Annotated in this window: 18 protein-coding genes and 4 pseudogenes; 9 read left to right on the top strand and 13 right to left on the bottom strand. The window is 38.6% G+C overall.

Going from position 1 to position 23,811, the window contains the following annotated elements; all coding sequences use genetic code 11:
* Positions 1-376: 376 nt before the first annotated feature.
* From BFG52_RS09045 to BFG52_RS09035, 3 genes are all read right to left on the bottom strand, one after another.
* Entirely contained in the window at positions 377-1,033 is a 657-nt protein-coding gene (locus BFG52_RS09045) for an HNH endonuclease (RefSeq protein ID WP_067554986.1), read from the bottom strand.
* A 1-nt stretch (position 1,034) separates the two neighbouring features.
* A complete protein-coding gene (locus BFG52_RS09040) occupies positions 1,035-2,417 on the bottom strand; it encodes an AAA family ATPase (protein ID WP_157758094.1) in 1,383 nt (460 codons plus the stop codon).
* A gap of 446 nt (positions 2,418-2,863) precedes the next feature.
* Positions 2,864-3,127, bottom strand: coding sequence for a hypothetical protein (locus tag BFG52_RS09035; RefSeq protein WP_157758093.1), 264 nt, complete (start codon positions 3,125-3,127; stop codon positions 2,864-2,866).
* Positions 3,128-3,302: 175 nt separating this feature from the next.
* Here BFG52_RS09035 and BFG52_RS09030 point away from each other — a divergent pair.
* Positions 3,303-4,165, top strand: a pseudogene (locus BFG52_RS09030) (IS982 family transposase).
* On the opposite strand, the gene BFG52_RS09025 reads toward BFG52_RS09030, so the two are convergent.
* From BFG52_RS09025 to BFG52_RS16880, 3 genes are all read right to left on the bottom strand, one after another.
* Positions 4,114-6,051 carry a DEAD/DEAH box helicase gene (locus BFG52_RS09025; RefSeq protein WP_067554978.1) on the bottom strand — a complete coding sequence of 646 codons (1,938 nt, stop codon included), beginning with the start codon at positions 6,049-6,051 and terminating at the stop codon, positions 4,114-4,116. The pseudogene BFG52_RS09030 and the gene BFG52_RS09025 overlap by 52 nt on opposite strands.
* Positions 6,052-6,110: 59 nt before the next feature.
* Complete coding sequence (locus BFG52_RS09020) at positions 6,111-7,322, bottom strand: site-specific integrase (RefSeq protein WP_081408666.1); 1,212 nt, start codon at positions 7,320-7,322, stop codon at positions 6,111-6,113.
* Between the two features lie 347 nt (positions 7,323-7,669).
* Positions 7,670-8,802, bottom strand: a protein-coding gene (locus BFG52_RS16880; protein ID WP_228703735.1) for an IS3 family transposase whose coding sequence is annotated in 2 segments (ribosomal slippage) — positions 7,670-8,550 and positions 8,550-8,802 — 1,134 coding nt in all. Because the reading frame shifts where the segments join, the coding sequence is not laid out codon by codon here.
* A gap of 99 nt (positions 8,803-8,901) precedes the next feature.
* Here BFG52_RS16880 and BFG52_RS09005 point away from each other — a divergent pair.
* Positions 8,902-9,186 (top strand): hypothetical protein, encoded by a 285-nt coding sequence (locus BFG52_RS09005; RefSeq protein ID WP_067554974.1) that lies wholly within the window; start codon positions 8,902-8,904, stop codon positions 9,184-9,186.
* Here BFG52_RS09005 and BFG52_RS09000 read toward each other — a convergent pair.
* Both BFG52_RS09000 and BFG52_RS08995 read right to left on the bottom strand, forming a co-directional pair.
* Positions 9,172-9,684, bottom strand: coding sequence for a transposase family protein (locus BFG52_RS09000; protein ID WP_067552569.1), 513 nt, complete (start codon positions 9,682-9,684; stop codon positions 9,172-9,174). The two genes, BFG52_RS09005 and BFG52_RS09000, sit on opposite strands and share 15 nt — an antisense overlap.
* Positions 9,617-10,021: a transposase family protein gene (locus BFG52_RS08995; RefSeq protein WP_067552566.1), complete on the bottom strand. Its 405-nt coding sequence runs from the start codon at positions 10,019-10,021 to the stop codon at positions 9,617-9,619. Before BFG52_RS08995 ends, BFG52_RS09000 begins: the two co-directional genes overlap by 68 nt.
* 73 nt (positions 10,022-10,094) lie before the next feature.
* Between BFG52_RS08995 and BFG52_RS08990 the strand changes: the two genes are divergently transcribed.
* Complete coding sequence (locus BFG52_RS08990; protein ID WP_157758092.1) at positions 10,095-10,457, top strand: hypothetical protein; 363 nt, start codon at positions 10,095-10,097, stop codon at positions 10,455-10,457.
* Positions 10,458-10,593: 136 nt separating this feature from the next.
* Positions 10,594-10,933: pseudogene (locus BFG52_RS17490) on the top strand (RHS repeat-associated core domain-containing protein); the annotation flags it as partial.
* Positions 10,934-11,033: 100 nt separating this feature from the next.
* Here BFG52_RS17490 and BFG52_RS08985 read toward each other — a convergent pair.
* Positions 11,034-12,282: pseudogene (locus BFG52_RS08985) on the bottom strand (IS256 family transposase).
* Between the two features lie 328 nt (positions 12,283-12,610).
* On the opposite strand from BFG52_RS08985, the pseudogene BFG52_RS16870 reads away from it, so the two are divergent.
* Positions 12,611-13,744: pseudogene (locus BFG52_RS16870) on the top strand (IS3 family transposase).
* 233 nt (positions 13,745-13,977) lie between these two features.
* On the opposite strand, the gene BFG52_RS08970 reads toward BFG52_RS16870, so the two are convergent.
* The 4 genes from BFG52_RS08970 to BFG52_RS08955 all read right to left on the bottom strand — a co-directional run bounded on the left by BFG52_RS08970 (position 13,978) and on the right by BFG52_RS08955 (position 20,023).
* Positions 13,978-14,787: a siderophore-interacting protein gene (locus BFG52_RS08970; protein ID WP_067554968.1), complete on the bottom strand. Its 810-nt coding sequence runs from the start codon at positions 14,785-14,787 to the stop codon at positions 13,978-13,980.
* Positions 14,788-15,827: 1,040 nt separating this feature from the next.
* Positions 15,828-18,350: a TonB-dependent siderophore receptor gene (locus BFG52_RS08965; protein ID WP_067559369.1), complete on the bottom strand. Its 2,523-nt coding sequence runs from the start codon at positions 18,348-18,350 to the stop codon at positions 15,828-15,830.
* A 179-nt stretch (positions 18,351-18,529) separates the two neighbouring features.
* Complete coding sequence (locus BFG52_RS08960; RefSeq protein WP_067554965.1) at positions 18,530-19,486, bottom strand: FecR family protein; 957 nt, start codon at positions 19,484-19,486, stop codon at positions 18,530-18,532.
* 24 nt (positions 19,487-19,510) lie between these two features.
* A complete protein-coding gene (locus tag BFG52_RS08955; RefSeq protein WP_067554962.1) occupies positions 19,511-20,023 on the bottom strand; it encodes a sigma-70 family RNA polymerase sigma factor in 513 nt (170 codons plus the stop codon).
* A gap of 230 nt (positions 20,024-20,253) precedes the next feature.
* On the opposite strand from BFG52_RS08955, the gene BFG52_RS08950 reads away from it, so the two are divergent.
* Genes BFG52_RS08950 through BFG52_RS08935 form a run of 4 tightly spaced genes read left to right on the top strand, consistent with a single transcriptional unit; the run spans position 20,254 to position 23,811 of the window.
* Positions 20,254-20,565 (top strand): hypothetical protein, encoded by a 312-nt coding sequence (locus BFG52_RS08950; protein WP_067554959.1) that lies wholly within the window; start codon positions 20,254-20,256, stop codon positions 20,563-20,565.
* Entirely contained in the window at positions 20,562-22,247 is a 1,686-nt protein-coding gene (locus BFG52_RS08945) for a PepSY-associated TM helix domain-containing protein (protein WP_067554957.1), read from the top strand. Before BFG52_RS08950 ends, BFG52_RS08945 begins: the two co-directional genes overlap by 4 nt.
* On the top strand, positions 22,244-22,597 hold the full coding sequence (locus tag BFG52_RS08940; RefSeq protein WP_067554954.1) for a DUF3325 domain-containing protein: 354 nt from the start codon (positions 22,244-22,246) through the stop codon (positions 22,595-22,597). The genes BFG52_RS08945 and BFG52_RS08940 overlap by 4 nt, the downstream gene beginning before the upstream one ends.
* Before the next feature lie 8 nt (positions 22,598-22,605).
* The gene (locus tag BFG52_RS08935; protein WP_067554951.1) at positions 22,606-23,811 is read left to right on the top strand and encodes an efflux RND transporter periplasmic adaptor subunit; all 1,206 of its coding nucleotides are present in this window, start codon (positions 22,606-22,608) and stop codon (positions 23,809-23,811) included.

Here is a 23,811-nt window from a genome sequence, read left to right as displayed (position 1 = left end):
TAAATTCTGCATGCCATGATCCTAGCCAAAATAGTGGACATGCTGTCCCTCTAAAGATAACGTAACGTACTTTGGAGATGTAAAAATGGCTAAACGCTTTAGTCCAGAATCTAAACAGCAAACAATTGATTATGCACTGTCAAACTCGCATGAATCTATGGTGGCTATCGCCCAAAAATTAGGTTCGTGCCTCACCTCAAACGCAAAAGCAGAAAATATTGGGATTGTGGACATTTGCTTGAAATGCTCCAAATTCTGATGTTTCCTACATCATTTAGAGAGTAGCTTATCACTTTATATGTACTGTTCAAATTTTTGAACCACTATTGTATTCAGCGAATACTTAAAATTTTATTAATATAAGTGATTATGAAAATTAGCAATCCAAATATTTTGGCGGTAAATTTCGGGGTAGTGCTGCCACGAAAAATGCTTTAGCACTTTCATGAGATAGACTTGAGTGAGAATCAATATAATCTGAAAAGGAAATAAGTAATTCTTCATTTATCTCTTCTGCATCATAAAACTGCATAGTGAAACGAAGTAAATTACAGTGATTAAAAACGGTTTTACCTTTATTCGTAATAGGAATATGCATGATTTTACCACTTGGGCTCTGAAGAATACGCATATGCTCACTATACTTATCAAAATGAGGATGAATAATAGAATATTTATCTGATTCCTTAGGATATTTCTTATATTTGTATGAGTGATTGGAAAAAACAGATTTATCTGATTTTTCATCATTACATTCCTTACATGAAAGACTGAGATTTTGTTTTTCAAATAAAAATGATGGAAATAATGCTTTTGGTACAATGTGCTCAACATCCCAAGTACAACCATGCTTTTCTTGCTTAAGCATTTTACAATAACAGCATCGATTTTTTTGTTGGGCTAAATAATGATTTCTTAAATTTAAACGTAATGGAGCAAGCTCTTTTACCTTAATTGACCAAAAATTATGATCAACCATATCATAAGTATCAATAATTGATTGCTCCTCATTGGTATAATTGTAATATTTCATATTATAGTTTCACCAATGCATTTATTTGCTCAATAAGAAATGATACAGGATCATCTGTAGGTAAATCACATAATATACTATTTAAAAGATTAAGATTCTCTGTATCTAATTCGTTGAGCTCTATTTTTTTTGAAATTTTAGATAAGATGGTTAACGCTACTCTAATTAAATATTCATTATTATATCCTGGTGAATTAAATATCTTTGCCAACTGAAAATCAGCAGATTTTTTTGAATATTCTTCTTTTGAAAATGTAATATTTTTTTCCAAGTCAATAATATATCCTGATTCTGAACTAAGACCCGAAACAATTTGAGGTGAATGTGTTGCAATTATGAAGTGACAACCTTTATAGTCTAAAAATAACTCTTGAAGTTGTATTATGAAATCCATTTGCCATTCTGGGTGTAAACTTATTTCAGGTTCATCTATACATATTAAACTATTATCCTCAATACAGCTTGATAAGCTTATAAAAATATTTAATAAGGCTTGCTGTCCTGAACTCAGATTGCTGAAGCTAATGAAATCATCAGTTAGTTTATTTATATTTAAAGGGCTTGGAATTTCTTCTGAGTACATTAGCAAATTTACGTCTGTAATTCTTAAGATATTATTCTCTAAAAGTATTTTTATCTCTTCATGTGAAAAAGCAGATGTGCGAGATCTGTAAGAATAATAATGATTAATATCAAATTTTTTAAATTTTACATGATTATTTCCGAAAAAAATATTATAGATAAGATTGAATTCACTTTGCTTTATACTCTTTTTTCTAAAATAAATTTTTCTTAATGTATAAAAAAAGAGTTGCTCATTTTCAGAAGGGCTTTCTGTGTTTAAAGTGAAATTGACATTATCAAAAAGTGAATAATATCTTTCGTGAATTTCTATTAACTCAAGTGGTGATAGAGTATTTTTTTTCAATGTGTGTGAAAGAGTTATCTTTAAGAAAGGTAAAAAACCTAGATAGTAAAAAGTATGACAAATACAATCATAATTAAGATCATCTCTCATCATTAGCTGTTTGATAGAGGCGTATCTATCATAGATAATACTGCCATTGGATTTATTACCAAAATATTCATATATGCGGGATTTACTATTCTTTTCTGGGAACTTATCGCTTAAAGCATTTGTTATTGCAATAATCTTATTTGGCATTTGAATCGGGTGATCAATCAAAATACTATCAACGTCATACATTTCATATTTTTTACTATAAATTAAGTATGACTGTATAATACTTGTGAGTAATCTACTTTTTCCTATAGCATTCATACCAGTAATTAATGAAAAAGTATGTTCTGAATTAAATTGGTGGTCTTTTGCTAATATTATATTTTGATTTTTGAATAGAAAATCATTAACTCGAAAAGCCATTTCTATATGTCTCATGTCATCTTTAAAAACAAATCATTTAAGTTTCAATTAACAATTAGTTGACTGAAAGCTATTTAAATTCCAAGATAACAAGAAATAATATTAAAGTCACTTGTTTTTAAAGGATTTATTCACTTTCAGCATGATTTTTTCTTATTAGCTGGCGTGATCATTATAATAGTTGTAACAGAATAATTTCTCAAAAATAACAAAACTCCCCCTACAGTTTCCTCACAAGCCGATGCCACCAAATACGAGTACAGCTTTTGTCATTCAAAAAAAAATCCCCCCACTGTAATGATGCAACATTGTGTAGAATCCCGATATCTTCGGCTCGAGCCTCACCTCAAACGCGAGAGCGGAAAATATCGGGATTGTGGACATTTGCTGGGATATAAAGATAACTTGGTTAGAGTTACAAGGCTTTTGACCCACGCATAATGTGATTACTTGCGTTTGATGACCTGACCACTATAGGGAGCGTATCGTTTACCATTCAGCTCAAAATCTACTTTTGTTGCTATAAAGGCATTTTGTAGATCGTGTATATGTAAATACTCAAAACCACCTACAGCAATACCATGAAATTCGAGATAACGTTTTTCAGGTTTGTTCTTATTACGATCTTTGACTTCAAAATAAGTCGCAATAAAGTTCAACGCTTTTCCTGCTGCTACCTCGATTTCATCTGTTTTGTAATTATAATGCATCCCTTTGATCAGTCGTTCTTTGATGATTGTATGCATTGGGAGATAGGTGTGTTTCTGCACAGCTTTAATGGTATTGGTAAGTAACCTGAGTTCGACATAAAAAAAGTAGAAAAAAAGCCTTAATGTTTATAACTTATTGGTTCTTAAGACAAAAGTTAAAACACAAGGCTTTTCTATGGATCATATTACCGAATTATTCTGTAAAGTGGATGATTTTTGCAAAATATTTAACGAATCTCTAGAGAAAGCTCTTATTCCTGAGCAAAATAAGCCAGTTCAAAAGTCAGCTTTAAGTTTATCTGAGATCATGACAATTGTTATCTTATTTCACCAATCAGGTTTTAGATTCTTTAAATATTTTTACTGCCACATGGTCATCCCTTTTTGGAAATCAGCATTTCCTAAGCTGCTGAGCTATAATCGTTTTATTGAAATCATGCCACGTTGTTTACAAGCTTTGAGTAGCTTTTTTCATCAGGTTAAAGGAACTGATACAGGAATTAGTATTATTGATTCAACCAAACTTGTAGTTTGTCATAATCTTAGAATTAAAAGAAACCGCGTATTTAAAGGCTTAGCGAATCGTGGAAAAAGTAGTACTGGGTGGTTCTATGGTTTTAAATTACACATGGTTATCAATAACTTAGGTGAATTATTAATATTAAAGTAACATCAGGGAATATCCATGATATTGCTGTACTAGAGTCTTTAACCAAAGAATTAAAAGGCATTTTATTAGGAGATAAAGGCTATTTAAGCAAAGCTAAGACAGAGGCTTTAGCAGCAAGAGGATTAAAAATATTGACTCCATCACGTAAGAATATGAAAAACAAGCCACTCCGAACTGAAGAAGAAAAACAATTGCTTGGCAGAAGAGGATTAATAGAAACGGTGAATGATCAGTTAAAAAACTTACATCAACTTGACCATTCGCGTCATCGTTCTGTGAATAATTTCATGGTAAATATTATGGCTGCTGTAGTGGCTTATTGTTTAAATCCGAATAAGCCAACTTTCAAAAATATGCTGAAAGGTTGAACGTTTTTCATCGAACTCAGGTTAAGTAATGTACTTGCCTGTGAACCAGTAATTTTATGCCCATCGCATAAATACTTCTCAGGGGTTCGGCCATAGAACTTTCGTAACATATGCCTTACAAATTCATTTTTTGCATATGCTTCAGCTACCTTGGAAATCTCACTAAATCTTTTCTGAATCAAAATCTCTTTGATGTCATGCAGGTTAGAGATATGTTGTGCCAAATAGATCGTTTCATTTAATACCCTAGCAGTTTGCTCATGGTGCGGAATATCATCACCAGCGAATAACACCAGATCATCTATATAGTCTTCGTTTTTTTGTTTGGTCTGAATGAACTTATCTGAAATTTCCTTTAAGGTCTTGGGCTTAAAGGTAGAAGACTGAAACTCATCAAGAAACATGCTGATTCCCAAATCTATGCTATTTGCGTAGGCTTGATCAGACAGGTTTTTTTGTTCATCAAAGAAGTCTTTGACATGTTGGGGTGTTTCAAGCTCATCATTTTCGATGAAAGTAATTTCACTATTAGGTAGAAATTTCTTGATGCGCCATGCAAGATATTCAAAGCTACTGTAAATATGTCCTGTATCCATTTGGTAGAGTGTAGATACTAAACTGGCAATATTTTGAATTGACTTACAGTTATAGACTGTAAATAGTTTGCAATCAAACCAATCTTTGAAACTCTCGTTCATACGATTGATTATGTCATAGATGTTTTGAATCTTTTCTTCATTTTGATAAAATTTATAATCATGAACCAAACGAGAAAGTCCTTCACCAATTTGGTATACCCTAGTGATAAATTCATCCATCATTTTTAGGTGTTTTTGGTGAACTGTTTCAATATCTTGGTTTGTCTGTAAAATCTCAGTATGCAATAAAATACAGCAAGGGACATTTGCCAAACGAAGTCTTCCAATGAATTGGACTAACTCTTCAACATGCGCCTGTTTACCTATCACAAATACTGAATCTATTTCAACTTGCTCATTATTTAGATTGACCGCCTCATCCATAATAGAAGTGGTAAAGACGATATCAATACCTTGAGGAATTTTTTGTGACTCAAAAATTTCTCGAACTTCAGAGTCATTTTTAGACTTACTATGTACCACTAAGCATTTAAGCTTATATTTTTTTTCAAAATAGCATCTAAAATTATGGCATTTCTCTCGTGAGTTGACACGTACAAGTATAGTCTTACGAGGGTGATTTTTAGGCAGTTTTTCATACTCTTTCTTAAGCTGCTTAATCCTTTTTTCAATGACAGCAATACTGGTATATTGGTCACCTTTGAGTAAAGAAATGACTTCAATATTTCGTACTATGGGGTCACTATGTTCAACAACATATTCATGATCAATTTTAATCTTTAATTGATTAAAGAGTTCATCAGTTTTAGTTGCAGTGAGACATAGTGCTGAGGGTATAGTTCTATTTTTCAAATGCCAAAGCACAGGTGTGAGTGCATCATCTCGAAATGACCCTGCTGAATAAAGTTTATGTGCTTCATCAACGACTAACAACGCCTTTGATTTTTGTGATGGCGTCATAAGCCCCATAATTTTGTCAAACTTATCATAAGTCGCAACAATGACACCTTTGAAGTTACGAACACTCTCATCGGGGCTATGGTTACCATAAAAAAATAAATATTTTGAAGTGACAGTACCATAATGGTTTTTCAGCTCAGAGACTTTGTTTTGAGTAGGAACTAAAATGACTACCAATTCAAATTGATGTCTGAGTTCTTCCATTGTATAAGTTGTCTTGCCAACTCCAGTTGGCGCGACCAAGAACGTAAATTGAGAAGCTGGAGTTTTTAAGTTCAAATCAGCCAAATATTGATCTTGTTCCAATACATATGATTTTTTAAGCATGACGAATCCTTAGAGCATATCGCTTTACGCCATATGCTCTGTAAAATGTGAGTTAAAGTTTAGGTATTAGGGCGAGCTTCGTTGATACGTTCAGCTAACATCTCTGAAGCATTACGTAGAGTGTCCTGACGTAGGTGGGCATAACGTTGTGTGGTTGTCGGCGAAGTATGTCCTAGCAAATGCTGAACAACATAGATATCGCAACCATTGTTAACAGCCATGCTGGCAAAGTTATGTCTAAGGTCATGGATACGAAAATTTTCAATTTGTGCTGCTTGCAGAATATTTTGAAAAGTTTTACGTATATCGTTATATGGCAAAGCGGTTGCTGGATTTGCAAAGACATACGGATATTTGCGTGACATCTTTCGTATGGTTTGCTGTGCTTGGCTATTCAACTGAATAATGCGTGGTTTACCAGACTTATTCTCATTGAGTTTCCAAAGGTGATTAACCTCATCAAGATCACTCCATTTTAAGTTAAGCACTTCACCTTTACGTGCTCCTGTTAGCAGTAGCATTTCTACAATGCCGACAATGATTTGATTATCAATTCCATAGTAGGCATGATTTGCAAGAACCTTCATTAAGCGCTTGAGTTCATCTTCAGATAAATAGCGCTCAATATGATTTTGCTCTACAAATTTTTTTACTCGACTCATTGGGCTAATATCAATCAGTTCACGCTCAAAGGCGAGATTGAACATGCTACTGAGTAGAGCTCTAGAACGGTTCACTGTGGCATTAGATCGATTTTCTCCTTTTACCGTCAACATTAAGTCACTTAACATTGCAGCGGTGATTTTATTCAGCTGAATAGCACCTAAGATGGGCTCAATATGATTTTTGAATCTTGAGATATCATCTTTCCAAGACTTTTTGTTGAGCTTGGCAAGAGGCAAGTAAGTTTTGTAAAAGAAATCACTTAATGTCGCTACATTTTCAAAATGCTCCAATTCTGCAATTGGATTAATGCCTTGCTTCATTTTCGCGAGAAATGTTAGAACAATATTAATCGCCTGATCTAACGTGAGATCAGGATATTTGCCAAGGACCTTGCTGATTTTCTTTCCTTGATAAACACCTCTGAACATAAATGTTTTACTGACTTTAGAGACAACCACTTTTAAGGATTGTTGATAAGGAACTGAGTATTCGACTTTAGATTTTCCTTCAGGTATTACAAGACTATTCACATCAAATATAATTGGGCTATTAACAACCAATCTATTAGTTTGTGAATGAAAATCATGGAGACTTCGGTGAGTCATTCTTCCTCCAGACAAAAAATAAGCGCACTAATCCCTGATCTTAAGACCATATCTTATGAAAAAGAGGGGGGAAGTGCGCTGGGTTAAAGATACTAGTTCAAAACTCTTGAGCTAGAAAAATGAGTATTTGTGGACCTTATTCATATCCAAGCTTATATTTGAAATCAAAATATTTGGGAGCTTTAGCATGTATATAACGACTTAACTCATAGTTATAACCAGTGTCTATCAAGCCCACAACTGAATTCTCTAAGTCATCATAACCAATACCCTCAAATATTAATATTAATGTGGCTCCGATGTTTTGAACAACTAAAAGTCTTTTTATAAGTGATATTCTGCTTTAGTTAAGCTACCTGTTTTTGTTTAGGTAACTGGTTATAGTAAAACTCATTCGGTGTTAATTTGTCTAGACTCGAATGAGGTCGTTTGTGATTATAAAAATCAATGTACAGCTTTAATTGGCATCTTGCATCAGCAACATTGCTGTACGCTTTGAGATAAACCTCCTCATATTTAACACTTCGCCATAAGCGTTCAACCATGACATTATCTATCCAACGACCTTTGCCATCCATACTGATTTTAATCTCATGTGTTGTAAGAACACTGATAAATGCATCACTGGTGAATTGACTCCCTTGATCCGTATTAAATATTTCTGGGGCACCATATTTTTGAATAACTTCATTTAAAGCCTCAATACAAAAATCTGACCCCATGCTAATCGATACTCGATGTGCCAACACTTTACGACTGTGCCAGTCTAAAATCGCGCATAAGTACACAAATCCTTTCGCCATTGGGATATAGGTGATGTCGGTTGCCCAGACCTGATTGCTATGCGTAATTTCAAGCCCCCTAAGTAAATAAGGGTACTTTCGATGAGCCTTATTTGGCTTACTCAAATTAGGCTTGCGATACAGCACACGTATCCCCATTTTTTTCATCAGTGTCCGAGTATGACGTCGGCCAATATGATGACCTTCTCCTCGCAATAGATCACGCATCATTCGGCTCCCTGCAAAGGGGTACATGAGATGTAACTCATCAATACGACGCATCAGCTTTAAATCTGAATCGCTTGTTGGTTTAGGGCGGTAGTAATAGCTACCACGAGAGACCTTCAGTAACTTGGCTTGCCTAGTCACTGAAAGCTGCTGTGAATCGTCTATTAACTTTTGTGGTTGAAGCGGCCCAGTTTCTTCAACACACTTTCTAAAAAATCAATTTCCAAAGCTTGTTCACCAATTTTAGCATGTAGCTTTTTTAAATCGACTTGCGGCTCTGTGTCCTTTTTAGGGTTTGCAAAGGCTTGTGCTGACGCAGCGATGAGTTGATTCTTCCAGTCTATAATTTGGTTCTGATGAATATCAAAGTCAGCACTTAGCTCAGCAAGTGTTTTTTCACCTTTGATTGCAGCAAGTGCTACCTTTGCTTTAAAGTCATCTGAATGATTTCTTCTTGGTCTACGCGCCATGAAATGCTCCATTTTTAGATGTTTCCCACATCGTTTAGGGGGCAGTTTATCACTTATACGTGTTGTTCAAATTTCCTGGGCCACTTCTAAATCTTACAAATGCGTGATATATCTGATTTACTAGCGATTAGTGATGATAATCATCCAGATTTTGGTATGAATGAGGTTAGTTTTGAATGCGGTAGGGAGAATAAAGAAGAAGATGAAGCTAAAAAATCTTATCAATGTTTTCGTCAAATTTTAGATCAAGCTAAAAAGAATGGATGGAATTTTTTTATTGATCTTGATAAGCCAAGAATTACGGGTAAAGACTCTTATGAGTTGCTCAATCATAATCTTAAAACACAGGGAGATATTAGACTTCCTTCATTAATCATTTTTTAAACAGCCATCTTTTTGATCTCCCGCCCACTCAAGGTTATATATACCTGCTAATAAATTGAATCTTAAATTTATTCTTTTTCGCCGATTTCTGTACACACAGGATAAGATTTTAAAGATTTTCATTCTTCCAAAAACATGCTCAATACCAATTCGTCTACGGCTGATTTCTTTATTGAATTTTTTCAGCTGCTTATCTAGAGCACACCCTCTTTTAGCCTTAAAAGGAACCAAGCAACCAAATCCAAGTTTTTCTATACCTAAATAGCCCTTGTCAACTATAAAAAATGGTTTAAATTTAAGATATTTAATACTTTTATTAAATATCTTAAAATCATGAACTCTACCTTTATCGCAACAAACACTCAGTATTTTACCGGTCATATAGTGCATTGAAACTTGAAATTTAATCGTGTGACGTTTCTTTTTGCCGCTATACCATTTTTTCTGTTTTTTTTGGACGTTGCACGAAAATCTCTGTTGCGTCAACGACAACAACATCCCAATTAGCTTCTTCTCGATCAGGCATTTGTTTGGGTAGACTAAATTTCCCTGATTTAATCAGAATATCTTCAATCTTACGGGTGGTTCGGAGTGCACTGGTTTCTGAAACACCATAATTCATGCCGACATGGAATAGCGTTCTATATTCCCGCCAATACTCTAAACACAAGAGAAGACGGTCTTCTAAGGGCAATTTTGGAGGGCGACCCTTGCCAGTATTGACTGGTAATTGAACTCTTAATTCATCCATCATTAAATTAAATGTGGACCAACTAATGCCTGTAAGTCTGCGAAACTTATCATCAGGTAACTTTTTAACGTCTTTATATCTCATTGAGATATTATCGCTAAGAATTAGATTTTTAGCTGTATAGTTGGTAATCAAACAGCTGTGTATTTTTTAATTTATGAAGGAAGTCTATTTTTTAGATCCATTTTATTTGGACTCTTTTGAGAAATGGTCATATTACTACCCATTGCTTGATAAGATGTCGCGTAATATGTATTTCTTTGAAAAAAATGGTGTTATTATTCAGGTGAACTATTATTCATCTTATTATGGTGGTGCTGAAATTCGTTTAATAAGCCCTTTAGCATACTATTATTTTAAATATGATGTTGAAGAAGCTGTACGGCGTAAAGAATGGAAAAACTATCTAAGAGAGGATTTAAAGAAATGGGAATTACAGCGCCAGAGTGAAGAAGATAAATATCGCAAGTTAGGGATTACGATAGATGAGAAATATCAAAACAAACCGCTAAGATTTTAATAAGAAAAGTGTTTTGATATTTTTATAGAAGGCTTTCGATGAAAATGGTCATCATCGTGAATATGGTTATAATACAACTCATCAATTAATCTGCTATATCGAACCGGTTGCGGTCAAAATATTCGTTATGACTCTACGTGCAGAACTGGAACGTACTTTATTTTATCACTGCGATCAAATTGGTACGCCACAGGTGTTAAGCAATGAACTTGGTGAGTCTGTTTAGGATATTTGTTTTAATACATGGGACCAAGCCTTAGAGATTAAAGCCAGTGATAATCTATTGGAACAAACCAATATTCATTTCCAAGGGCAATATTATGATGTAGAAACAGGATTACATTATAACCGCTACCGTTATTATGAACCGTATAGTGCACGATATATTGGGAAAGACCCGATTGGATTGAATGGTGGGTTAAATACTTCGGCTTATGTGAGTAATCCAAATGTTTGGATTGATCCGATGGAATTAAGAGGCGTCGGCGGTGCGAGAACGATTACAACATTACCAAGACAATCTATGAGAGAAAGGTGTTTTTGTTGAGATATAGTCAAATCTGGTGTATGGCTCCATTAGGCAGCGTCCCGATCTAACTGTTCTTGCACACCATCAATAAATCTGACTTGATCAATTACAAGCTGTAGCTTCTCAAATCCTCGTATTCTGCGCCAACGTTTCTCAGCGCTTTGTATCAACTTAAATACCATCACCAATACTGTCTCTCTGCTCCCGCAATTGCGACATTTGTTCGTTCTCAACCTCACTGTCGCAAAGGTCGATTCAATTGGATTGCTGGTCCGTATATGCTGCCAATGCTCTGCCGGAAAATCATAAAAAATCAGTAAAACATCACGATCTTTCCTGAGCTTTTCCATCGCTTTTGGATATTTAGCACTGTGCAAAGACACTGTATCATCAAAGGCTTTCTGCCTGCTCCCGTGTTGCAGCCATCCAAATATTATGCAAGTCAGCCTTTACTTTCGACTGCATTGACTTAGGCAGGGCGTTGAGTACATTTGCTGTCTTATGCACCCAACAGCGTTGATGTTTGGTTGTGGGAAACTGTTGGCTCAGCGCATTCCAGAAGCCTAAAGCGCCATCACCTATTGCAAGCTTTGGTGCTTTTGTTAGACCTCGCTGCTTTAGTTCTTGCAAGACCGTGACCCAGCTCGCTGTGGACTCTCGATAACCATCATCTATGGCGAGTAGTTCTTTTTTACCTTGAGCTGTCACCCCCATAATCACCAGTAAGCAAAGCTTATCCTGATCTAGTCGGATATTACTGTAGATACCATCTGCCCAAATATAGACATAGTGTTCAGTGCTTAAGTCTCGTCGTGACCATTGCCGATGTTCGTCTTGCCACCGTGCTTTTAAACGGCTAATCGTATTCGAGGACAGACCTTGAGCATGTTCTCCAAGTAAGGCAGACAATGCTTCTTGGTAATCACCTGTGGAGATACCTTTTAAGTAAAGCCAAGGCAGTAGCTCCTCTACAGACCGTGTTCGCTTTAAATATGGTGGCAGTAATAAGCTATTGAAATGAATACCGGAACCACTACGATCTCGGACTTTAGGAACCTTGATTTCCACATCGCCAATGCCTGTTTGGATCGTGCGTTCAGGTAGATAGCCATTACGGACCACAGCTTTACGCCCATCATCTAGCAGTAGGTCTTGATGTTGGTGTAAAAGAACGTCTAGCTCAGCCTCGACAGCTTGAGCAATCAGCGCACGAGCACCACTTCTGAGCAAGGCAGAAAGTGGATCTGTTTCAATTTGTTGTGGCTGTTCAACCACGGATAGTTTAGAATTTTTCATAGCGTGTCCTTTGTGCTTTGTTCCGGCAAGAACTGTACTTAGGATACGCTACCTGATTTTCTCATACACCAGAAATGACTATAACTCGTTTTTGTTCACCTTGTGGTGCAAGTATGAGATATTCCAGAAATCCACTGCCTTCAAATTATCCATCGCAAAGAGCTGAGGGAAGTATCAATATTAGAGATGCCTTTAATGCTAGAAACAAGCCAAATTTATTTGCAAGAAGTCATTACTTTCAGAAGTGGCCCAGGAAATTTGAACAACACGTATAAGTGATAAACTGCTCCCTAAACGATGTGGGAGACATCTAAAAATGGAGCATTTCATGGCGCGTAGACCAAGAAGAAATCATTCAGATGACTTTAAAGCAAAGGTAGCACTTGCTGCAATCAAAGGTGAAAAAACACTTGCTGAGCTAAGTGCTGACTTTGATATTCATCAGAACCAAATTATAGACTGGAAGAATCAACTCATCGCTGCGTCAGCACAAGCCTTTGCAAACCCTAAAAAGGACACAGAGCCGCAAGTCGATTTAAAAAAGCTACATGCTAAAATTGGTGAACAAGCTTTGGAAATTGATTTTTTAGAAAGTGTGTTGAAGAAACTGGGCCGCTTCAACCACAAAAGTTAATAGACGATTCACAGCAGCTTTCAGTGACTAGGCAAGCCAAGTTACTGAAGGTCTCTCGTGGTAGCTATTACTACCGCCCTAAACCAACAAGCGATTCAGATTTAAAGCTGATGCGTCGTATTGATGAGTTACATCTCATGTACCCCTTTGCAGGGAGCCGAATGATGCGTGATCTATTGCGAGGAGAAGGTCATCATATTGGCCGACGTCATACTCGGACACTGATGAAAAAAATGGGGGATACGTGTGCTGTATCGCAAGCCTAATTTGAGTAAGCCAAATAAGGCTTATCGAAAGTACCCTTATTTACTTAGGGGGCTTGAAATTACGCATAGCAATCAGGTCTGGGCAACCGACATCACCTATATCCCAATGGCGAAAGGATTTGTGTACTTATGCGCGATTTTAGACTGGCACAGTCGTAAAGTGTTGGCACATCGAGTATCGATTAGCATGGAGTCAGATTTTTGTATTGAGGCTTTAAATGAAGCTATTCAAAAATATGGTGCCCCAGAAATATTTAATACGGATCAAGGGAGTCAATTCACCAGTGATGCATTTATCAGTGTTCTTACAACACATGAGATTAAAATCAGTATGGATGGCAAAGGCCGTTGGATAGATAATGTCATGGTTGAACGCTTATGGCGAAGTGTTAAATATGAGGAGGTTTATCTCAAGGCGTACAGCAATGTTGCTGATGCAAGATGGCAATTAAAGCTGTACATTGATTTTTATAATCACAAACGACCTCATTCGAGTCTAGACAAATTAACACCGAATGAGTTTTACTATGACCAGTTACCTAAACAAAAACAGGTAGCTTAACTAAAGCAGAATATCACTTATAAAAAGACTTTTAGTTGTTCAAAACATCGGAGCCACCGCTAGCTTTAATATTATAAGAATAGCGCTTGTAGGTGAAATTGCACTGCAATATAGAGGGGCAGTTAAATCATCGTATGCAATAAGCCAGACATTCAGTGCTGCATCCACACTCGTCCAAGTTCGAGGCTGTAATCATGATGCAAAATAATGCAGACTATTTCACTATGCAGGAATTAATCATCAACGCGTTTAGATAAACGTTCACTGTCTTTTTTACCAATTTGCCAATAAGCACAGGCATAGCAGTCTTGTTTACTCCAGTCACTGTGCTGACGTAAAATATTTCGGCACGCGCGCACGGCTTGTAATTCGGCTGTAATATGTGCAAAGCGCGGAGCAGGCAATTGAATAAGCTCTGGATGTTGCGTTAGGCAATCTGCTAATAAACTATGTTGTAATGGATTGTCATTATTTAACCAGATTGTTTTGAGCTCAGCTTTACTTTGCAATGGGATGCGATCTGCATCGCTGGGCGTTTCTGCAATCACATAAGCTTTAGCATGATGATCTAGACTTTCTAAAATGGCTTGTGTGACAGCAAGACCTGTTGGGTCAGTAATGATTAAATAATGTGATAAAGCTGCGGGGACCAATTCTCTAGGCTGTTTTCCCATGGTAATGCCAATCTGATCGCCAACTTGAGCTTGATCAACCCATCGACAAGTTAGCGTATCTGTGCCATGCATGGCGAACTCTATGGTTAAGGTGTTTTCGAGCAAGTCTATTGCACGGTGGGTATAGGTTCGGATATGTGGCATGCATTCTGGATGCTCTACTCTCCATTTGCGTTGCTCAAAGTCAAATTGAGGTAATTCAATCTGTGATTGTGTCGCATCGGGAATAAAGAGTTTGTTATTATCGCCAATTGTAGTTTGACTAAACTGGTGCACATCTTCGCAATGAAAGATGATTCGAACATAATTGGGGCTGAGGTAAATTTTCTCTTTAACTTGAATAAAAGTACTTTGAAAGTTCGCGCTCATTAGTGGACTCCAGCTTATAAATAAAAACCATTCTCATTAGCCTATAAGCTTTAATACTTAAAATCTATCAAAAAGTTAAATTTACTGTGATTGTATGATTTACATGGATGGCACTTTGTGCAGAAAGGTATTCTCAGCTGGTCATTACATGCAGTGTTAAAGTTTAGAATTTAGAATGATGTTGCGTGCACAGCAAAGCAGAAGTTTGTGTGTGCTGAGTGTTTCAAAGGCATAGAACTTTTTGTAAAAACGATAGATTGTTGCAGTTTTAGTAAAGAGGCTGAATAACGCCATTGAAGCCATTCGGCTATGAGCAAAACCATTGCACAGCATCCATAATTGCATTTACAGACCCATTTACAGGTTGCTTTGTCGATTTGCATATAGACCATAGATTTGGCTATGCACCTTGCTGGATTGGACCTTTGCTTATCATCTGCTGTGGCGTAAACATCAAGGGTTTTATGCGCGTTTAGATGCTGTGATTCAATATTTACAGCAGTGATTATAAATAGCCTAAGCAATATTTTGCTAGAAGGTAAACATATAATCTCATTATAGAAAAATGTTACGTTTCTTCTAAACCATCAGTGCGATGGTGAACCCAAGCTCATCAAAATTGAATGAACAAGATACCTTCTAAACCATCAGTGCGATGGTGAACCACGTAGGTCATGAAGGGATGGTCGTTGATTTCTTCTAAACCATCAGTGCGATGGTGAACGATACTCATGAGAGGTTTCGATGTGACGTACTCTTCTAAACCATCAGTGCGATGGTGAACTGGAATATAAATCAAATTACACTCTATTTATTCAATATTTAGCTTGTTAATGAGTCAAAATACTTCAATGAAAAGATATTTTGTAAGCTTTTGATTTTATTTTAAAAAATATCAAGGCTTCAATTGAAGTTTAACAAAGCCTTGTGCTGTTTAAAAGTAAGTTATTTGCAGATTGTTAAATTTAGAATCATAAACCATAAAATCAAACGACAGTTCGCCTGATTTTATGGTGGAGAAGTTAAAACAGCTTCAGGCTTTACCAGTTATATTTTAATGCAACATTAAAATTGGTCGGAGCGCCATAATAGCTATTGCCAGCTGTGAGATAATATTTTTCATTGAACAGATTATTGACATTAAGGTTAAGGACTAAACTGTCTGAGACTTTATAACGCGCCATGAGGTCGACCAACGCGTAACTGCCTTGGGTAAAACGTGTTTTAAATGGTCCTTGATTGTCATTATAGATTTGACTTTGCCAGCGTACACCAGCACCAATGGTTAATGCATCGTCAAAGTATGGCAATTGGTAGGTACTAAATAACTTGGCAGTATTTTTAGGAATCTGGCTATTGAGTGAGTCACCTTTATTATCTTCGCTAAGATTACGACTAAAACTGCTGGAAATTTGCCATGCATTACTGATTTTTCCTGTGGCTTCAACTTCAAAACCGCGACTTTTACTACCAGATTCTGCACGATAAGCTTGTGAACCGTCTGGTGCTTTGACATCCGTGATCGCAACGGCCAAGTTGTCTTCTTTAGTCTGATAGATTGCTGCACCAATATTGAGTTGATTATCAAAAAACTCACCTTTGATCCCCAGTTCGGTACTGTTACCCAGCAATGGATCTAAATAGTCGCCAGCTTCATTTTTATAGTTTTGTGGCGCAAAAATATTGGTATAGCTGGCATATGCAGTCCAATGATCTGTGAGATCATAGGTGATGCCAAAATAGGGCGTCACTTTACCGGTTTCTTTGAGTTTTTTGATGTCAAGTTGATCGGTCTTCTGATCATAACTTGAGATTTTACGATCCCAGTTTTCAACACGTGCACCTAAAATAACGGCCAATGGGTCAATAATTTTAAAGCGTACCGTACTAAAGGCCGATAAATTATGTTCATTGGTACCATACCAACCACTGATCATGGTTTCTGGACGAGCTGGACGGCGACCATCCCAGCTAAAGATATCATCAATGTGGCTGTCCCAAGTGAAATTATTATTCCAGCCACTATAACTTGGGCGCTGACTTTCACTTTTACTATAAGTTGTGCCCATAACGATATCATGGCTTTGATTCCAAAGATCAAAAGAGCCATTTAAGGTGAGGTTAAATAAATCTTGTGTGGGTTTATACACCCAACGTGTCGCGTACATGATTACGCCTTTACCGGTTTCACGTTCTACGCCATCTGTGTTGTAGGCATAACCAACCACTTCATCTGAATCGGTAATAGTACGCGATACCACACCTTTTAAGCTCCAGCGTTCATTGAAGTGATGTTCGATATCGGCGAAGTAGGCGGTGGTACTGCGATCTGAATAGGTCCAGTCTGCTGCGGCAGAACGGGAACGTGACCAGTCAATTAAAGCACCATCTTGATAATACGAAGGTAGCCCACGACTGGCGATACCATGTAAATAAATCTGCTGAAAACTAGCACCTAAACTGGCTTTGGTTTGTGGTGTCAAGTCTGCTTCAACCACAGCATAAGCAATTTTACGTTCTTCATCAGCGCGGTCGATATAGGAATTAGCTGTTTGATAGGCGAGTACCATGCGCCCACGCACCGTCCCCTCGGCATTGAGTGGGCTAGATACATCAACTTCACTGCGGTATTTATCCCATGAACCAGCACTTAGCGTGACGGATGCTTTTAAATCTTCAAAAGGTTTTTTACGCACCATGTTCATACTGGCACTGGCTGAACCTGCACCTGTCATTAAGCCATTTGCACCACGCACGACTTCTACACGGTCAAATAATGCCATGTCCTGACTTTGGAAAATGCTGCTATAAGAGTTTAAGAGTTTGACACCATCTAATAGATAGTTATCTACTTTTTTCCCACGCGCATAGATATGGGAGCTGTCAGTACCTGCAGTACCCACTTGGTTTAAAGACAGCCCAGCCGTTTGACTGGCGACTTCGGTAAGTAAACTAATGTTCTGATCTTCCATTTGTTGTCGTGTCAAAACACTGACCAATTGCGGTGTTTGCTTCAGGCTGAGGGCTAGACCATTGGATGCTGTGGTTGCTTGTGCGGTATAAAGCCCAGTACCTTCGGTGGTGAGGGCAGAGCGGGCAGACAAGGTAATGGTTGGCAGTGCCGCAACATCACTGTCAGTCGTTACTGCATTGGATTGCGCTGCATTTTTTTGCTGAGCTGTTAGGTTGATGGTTTCAAGTTGTACGATTTGATTGGCATGGTTTGGTATGGGCTGAATGCTATAACCGCCATTATTGAGCCGTACCCAACGTAATTGATGCGGTTCTAAGAGAAGCTGCAGCGCTTGTTCAACAGAATATTGCCCTTGTAGCTGGGGGCTCTGCAATTTAGCCAAACGGTTTGCATCATAACTCAGTGTGCTACCGGTCTGAATCGCTAATTGTTGTAAGGCTTTATCTAAAGTGCTGTTGCTGATAGAAATAGTTTGTACAGTTGCCGCATAACTGGCATTTGTTGTGATACAGAGCATTGCAAGCGGTAGACCCGATAAGACCGCACGAATCGCAATGGCTAATGTTGTTGTGTTTTGACGTTGTTTCATGAGTTTGCTCATATCATGTACTTTCATATGCTAAGTCGAAGCAAAGTGAAAAACAGCTCAAAAATTTTTAATTTTGGTTCAATTTTTTTTAGATCTTGATTGGTGCTTTGGTTTAAGTATTTGTTTATATGGTATTTAAAGTAAATATTTTATAACGAATGTTTTGCTGCTTTGAGCCATCATTTTTGTTGGACACGTAACAAATAGGGGCTATAGAAGTTTAAGCTTAGGTTTTCCTGATAGGCGAGTACTTCCAGACTTTGTTCAATATCTTTGAGGGAGAATACCCCCGATACAGGTATTTTTGCCAAGCGTGGATCAAGCAGATACGTGCCTTTCTTATAGCGATAGAGCTCGGTGAGTACTTTGTCTAAAGGCCAATGTTCTACCACCAACAATTGCTGTGTCCAATAAGGTTGCTGGTTTTTTAGTTGACGTACTGTAGAGACATGATGTTCATCATATTGTGCGTATTGTCCGGCGCCAATGCGCTGACTGTGCGGTTGTTGCTTGGGTTGAATCGCCACAGCATGCTGATAAACATGGACTTGACTTTGTACGGCACGATCATCTTGTCTTACTGTAAATTGGGTGCCGAGTGCGGTGACATCACCATGATCTGTACGGACCACAAAGGGGCGATGTTGTGGATCTTTGGCTGTTTGGATGTAAATTTCACCAGAGATGAGTTCAATTTGCCGTTGTTGTTGGTCAAAGTGAATATTGATATAACTGTTACTCGCCAAAATCAGTTGTGAACCATCCGCTAAGTTTATTCTTTTAATTTCCCCCACCGCACTATATTGATCTGCCTGCCATTTATCCCAAGGTATGAGGTAGAGTGTGCCACCGAGTAGACAGAGCCCAGCAAGACCGAATACGATATTTTTCTTGATTTGATGAAAACTATGTTTGGCTTCTAGCAGTTGCTCAGGTTGAAAATGTGCGGGAAGTTGTGCGAGACCAGCAGTCATTTTTTCAATATACTGAATCGCTTGAGCATGGCGTGGGTCAGCCGCTTGCCAGTTTAGAAACTGCTGGTATTGCTGTTCGCTCAAATCTCCAGCGTGCAACAGCACCATCCAATCTGCAGCTTGTTCTAAGATTTGCGTAGGAAGGGCTGAGTTGTTCGGCATCATCAAGCAGTCGTTAAAATAAAATTACGCTTCATTATAAAGACTTATGCAGGCTAAGAAAGCTTGTTTCATATCTCTTTTGACCGTTGCCTCTGAAATGGTCAATTGTGCGGCGATCTCTTTATAACTGAGCCCATCCAATTGCGACAATAAAAATACCCGTGCAGCCCGCTGGGGGATTTTTTCTAACACCAGATGTACTTGATAGAGTGTTTCTCGAATACACAGTTCATGCTCAACCGAAGGATAGAATTGCTCAGGAAGCTGTGCTAAGGCTTCTAGATATAAGCGCTCGATATGCTGACGGCGCCAATGGTCAATAATCACATGTTTTGCAATGCCCATCAGCCATGCACGTGGCTCTTTGATCAACTGAAAATGATAGTCACTTTTGAGCGCCCGATAAAAAACCTCTTGGCTTAGGTCTTCAGATTGATGGTGTTGCTGTAATTTGTGTTTAAACCACGCCAGTAAGTTACTCTGATGTGTTTGATAAATTTGACTGAACCAAAGTTGCTTATCAACATCGATATTCATAAACTTTCCTCACCCGCATGATTGACCGTTCCCCCAAAATATAAAATAAATGCGCAAATATGGTTTTTTTACTATGAATTTTAATAATAATCATTATCATATGCAATGAGAGAAGTTACAAATCGCAACATTTAATTTGAGCTTTTTCATCTTTTCAACCGTCTAAGTAGTAAATAGCAATGGATGTTCGCAGTACGCCGTTACTGTGCTTAATCGAGTGAATAGTTTTAATGAAGCTTAAAAACGCTGATACACCGCATCAATTGGGTTATCGATTGCAGGTTTTAACACGCATTTTACTGGCAAGTATAGCGGGTTTTATCATTGCCAATCTATCGATCCCTGCAATCGCATTGTTCTTCCCAACTCAGCTGGCAATTGCAACCTATAGTGCCACTTTATTGAGTTTTATTATTTGGCTGGTTTTTATTATGAGCATGTTTACGATCAAGAAAATTCGACATTGTATCGGTCTAAGTATTTTGCTCATCGGGGGATTGGGTTGCTTGGTTTGGCTGCTGAAGTTGTGGGGGGCAGCATGAAGGAAGGATTTCGCCAATGTATGGCATGGTTGCATACTTGGACTGGCTTGGTGGTCGGTTGGGTACTATTTTTTGTATTTTTAACGGGTACTGCAGGTTATGTGCAAGTTGAACTGACACGTTGGATGCAGCCAGAACGTGCTTTGCTCAGTAATGATATTCCCAGTGTTGAACAACAGTTGAGCAAGGCCTATCAGTTTTTGCAAACTGATCCGCAAGCACAACAGGCTGAACGCTGGGGCATCAGTATCATGAGCAAGCATCGTGGTCAGGATGAGTTTGCGGTGAACTGGTCGATGCCTGCGGAAGAGGGGCAGCGCTATGGGCGTTATCAACAACAAGCTTTAGATCTACAGACTGGACAGGCTTTAGCCGACCAAGTCAAAGCCCGAGAAACAGGCGGCGGCTTTACTTTGTATCGGATGCATTATGCACTGCATTATTTACCCTATGATTGGGCGATCCGCATTGTAGGCATATGTACCATGTTTATGTTTGTGGCGATTATCACTGGCGTGATTACCCACAAAAAAATCTTCAAAGATTTCTTTACATTTAGACCCGCAAAAGGGCAACGCTCATGGCTAGATGTGCACAATGTGTTGAGTGTCATTGCCTTACCTTTTTATATCATGATCACTTATAGTGGTTTGATCTTCTTCTTGAATGCCTATATGCCACTGGGCATGCCAATGGTCTATGGCTTTGGTGATCAAGGGCGTGATCGTTATTATGCTGAGTTGTATCAGAGCAATCGTTATAGTTCTCAGCAAAACCAGCAGAAAATTCAGCCCTTGGGACAGAGTGCTAAACAGTTTGTGGAAATCATGCCGATTTTGCAGCAAGTGCAGCAGCAATGGGGGCCACAGCAAATCAGCAGTATCAATCTTTATCCGAGCAAATCGAATGATCCGGCCAAAATTGAGTTTTATAAGATCAATACGGACAAGGTTGCTCGTAGTCGGGATTCGTTACAGTTCAATTTAACGACGGGACAACAGATTCAAGAAGGTCAATCTAATCAAGATCGTGCTGCGATGCAATTCGGTAGTACAGTCTTGGGTTTACATGAAGGAAGCTTTGCTGCACCCTTGCTGCGTGTGTTGTATGTCATTACAGGTTTGTTGGGTACAGCCATGATTGCAACGGGCTTGGTGCTCTGGACGGTGAAGCGTCGTCCAAAACAAATTAAGGCTGGCAAAATGACTTTTGGTCATGCTTTGGTCGAACGCCTCAATATTGCTTTAGTTGCTGGTTTACCCTTGGCAATTGCCGTATATTTCTGGGCTAATCGTCTGATTCCTGCAAACTTTGCCGAGCGTGCTGCGTGGGAAGTACACAGCATGTATATCTGCTTATTGTTGTGCTTTATCTATGCGCTATGTCGACCAATCGTGCGTGCTTGGTTGGAAATTTTGTGCCTGGCGGCAGTGGCATATTTATTCTTGCCGATTTTGAACGTATTGACCTCAGCGCGACATTTAGGCGTTACCTTAGCACATGGCGATTATGCGCTGGCCAGTGTTGATATCGGCTTTTTCTTGTTCGGTTTGTTATTGGCTTGGGCGACATACGCCGTTTGGCGCAAACGTGCTGTTATTTTACAAAAACCGCAACCGAAAAAACGCGTGCCTGCAGCAAAAAATGTTGTTAGTTCAAAGACCTCTGAGGATGAATCATGAGTATTGAGCTGATGAATATATTGACTGCCCTCAGTTGTATGTATCTAGCGATGATGGCATTTAATTTGGCCATGGAACGTAATGCCAAACTGACCCTAAAACAGCCACTGTCTGCTCAATGGTCTCGTATGAGCTATGGTCTAGCATGGCTGCTTTTGGCTGGGTCAATCTTTGCAAGCGTTGCCGCATGGGGGCTTGCCGTTGGTTTAACTGCGAGTTGCGGTCTAGCGACCATGATGGTCGGCGCTATTATTTTTATACAGTCTTATCGACCACGTTGGGTGTGGTATATCGCCCAGATCACGGTTATTTTTGCCTTAGGGCTTCAGTTATTTAGAATTTTTACATAGAGGCTGTAATGAGCGAGCAACCCCTAAACCTTGAACCTCAAACGTCGTCACGTCGTGGCAAACTAAAATGGTTGATTGCCATTTTGTTGCTCATTGGCTTGGCGGCGCTGGCTTGGAATTATTGGCAAAAGTCCAAAGCGCAAAAACCACAAAGTTATAGTCAATGGGCGAAGCCAGTACCTGTTCGGGTGACGCCCGTGGTGCGTGGTGATATGCAATTACAAATCAAGGCTATTGGTACTGTGGTTCCCGCACAAGTGGTCAATGTCCAAAGTCAGGTGTCTGGCGTATTGCAGCAGTTGTATTTTCAAGAAGGTCAGCAGGTCAACAAAGGGCAGCTGCTCGCCCAAATTGATCCAGCACCTTTTCAAGTGGCTTTGGCGCAAGCACAAGGTAATTTGCAGCAAAATATCGCTCAACTCAATCATGCGCAGACTGAATTATCGCGTTATCAACTGTTGTATAAACAAGACTCTATTGCCAAGCAGCAGTTAGATCAACAACAGGCAACCGTCAATCAACTCAAAGGTCAGATTCAGGCCAATCAAGCACAGGTTGATGCAGCCAAGTTACAGCTTTCTTATACCAAGATTTATGCACCTGTTGCGGGGCGTGCAGGCTTTAGACAAAAAGATGTGGGCAACTTGGTACAAGCCAATGACAGCACCGCATTGCTGAGCATTACCCAAGTCCATCCGATTTATGTCCAGTTTGCAGTAGCGGAAAATTACTTAGATGTCGTCCGTGCACAAAATAAATTACAGGCATTAACGGTATCTGCTTGGGATCGTAGTGAAAGCAAACAACTGGCTGTGGGGCGTGTACAAGCTTTAGATAATCAAATTGATTTGACGACGGGGACACTGAAGCTCAAGGCGGTGTTTGAGAATAACGATGATGTGTTATTTCCCAACCAATTTGTCAATGTACGTTTAAATGCGCAAACCATTCAAAATGCCGTTCAGGTTCCGAGTGATGCCATTCAACGCGGTGCCAAAGGCGATTATGTTTATATCATCAATAAAGACAATAAAGCCGAAATCCGCATGTTAAAACTTGGTCTCAGCTCACAAGGGAAAACCCAAGTATTATCAGGGATTAATGCAAATGAACGGGTGGTATTAGAAGGAATCGACCGACTTTCTGAAGGCAAAGAAGCTCAAATTGTACAAGATGATACGCAAACTGCTGCGAGTGCTGTGCGCACCGGATAA

This window comes from Acinetobacter larvae (assembly GCF_001704115.1).
In the GTDB taxonomy this organism is placed as follows: Bacteria; Pseudomonadota; Gammaproteobacteria; order Pseudomonadales; family Moraxellaceae; genus Acinetobacter; species Acinetobacter larvae.
Note: the sequence above shows the minus strand (reverse complement) of the source record. Positions and strands in the feature narration are given on the sequence as shown.

What these genes read in the sequence shown, in the direction of transcription:
- BFG52_RS08955 (WP_067554962.1), bottom strand. Translation starts at nt 20,023, where the DNA reads ATGAATATCGATGTTGATAAGCAACTTTGGTTCAGTCAAATTTATCAA.
- BFG52_RS08945 (WP_067554957.1), top strand. Translation starts at nt 20,562, where the DNA reads ATGAAGGAAGGATTTCGCCAATGTATGGCATGGTTGCATACTTGGACT.
- BFG52_RS08990 (WP_157758092.1), top strand. Translation starts at nt 10,095, where the DNA reads ATGAAGGAAGTCTATTTTTTAGATCCATTTTATTTGGACTCTTTTGAG.
- BFG52_RS09035 (WP_157758093.1), bottom strand. Translation starts at nt 3,127, where the DNA reads ATGCATTATAATTACAAAACAGATGAAATCGAGGTAGCAGCAGGAAAA.
- BFG52_RS08970 (WP_067554968.1), bottom strand. Translation starts at nt 14,787, where the DNA reads ATGAGCGCGAACTTTCAAAGTACTTTTATTCAAGTTAAAGAGAAAATT.
- BFG52_RS08960 (WP_067554965.1), bottom strand. Translation starts at nt 19,486, where the DNA reads ATGCCGAACAACTCAGCCCTTCCTACGCAAATCTTAGAACAAGCTGCA.
- BFG52_RS08965 (WP_067559369.1), bottom strand. Translation starts at nt 18,350, where the DNA reads ATGAAACAACGTCAAAACACAACAACATTAGCCATTGCGATTCGTGCG.
- BFG52_RS08935 (WP_067554951.1), top strand. Translation starts at nt 22,606, where the DNA reads ATGAGCGAGCAACCCCTAAACCTTGAACCTCAAACGTCGTCACGTCGT.
- BFG52_RS08950 (WP_067554959.1), top strand. Translation starts at nt 20,254, where the DNA reads ATGAAGCTTAAAAACGCTGATACACCGCATCAATTGGGTTATCGATTG.
- BFG52_RS09020 (WP_081408666.1), bottom strand. Translation starts at nt 7,322, where the DNA reads ATGACTCACCGAAGTCTCCATGATTTTCATTCACAAACTAATAGATTG.
- BFG52_RS08995 (WP_067552566.1), bottom strand. Translation starts at nt 10,021, where the DNA reads ATGAGATATAAAGACGTTAAAAAGTTACCTGATGATAAGTTTCGCAGA.
- BFG52_RS09000 (WP_067552569.1), bottom strand. Translation starts at nt 9,684, where the DNA reads ATGTTGTTGTCGTTGACGCAACAGAGATTTTCGTGCAACGTCCAAAAA.
- BFG52_RS09025 (WP_067554978.1), bottom strand. Translation starts at nt 6,051, where the DNA reads ATGCTTAAAAAATCATATGTATTGGAACAAGATCAATATTTGGCTGAT.
- BFG52_RS08940 (WP_067554954.1), top strand. Translation starts at nt 22,244, where the DNA reads ATGAGTATTGAGCTGATGAATATATTGACTGCCCTCAGTTGTATGTAT.
- BFG52_RS09005 (WP_067554974.1), top strand. Translation starts at nt 8,902, where the DNA reads ATGCGTGATATATCTGATTTACTAGCGATTAGTGATGATAATCATCCA.
- BFG52_RS09045 (WP_067554986.1), bottom strand. Translation starts at nt 1,033, where the DNA reads ATGAAATATTACAATTATACCAATGAGGAGCAATCAATTATTGATACT.
- BFG52_RS09040 (WP_157758094.1), bottom strand. Translation starts at nt 2,417, where the DNA reads ATGGCTTTTCGAGTTAATGATTTTCTATTCAAAAATCAAAATATAATA.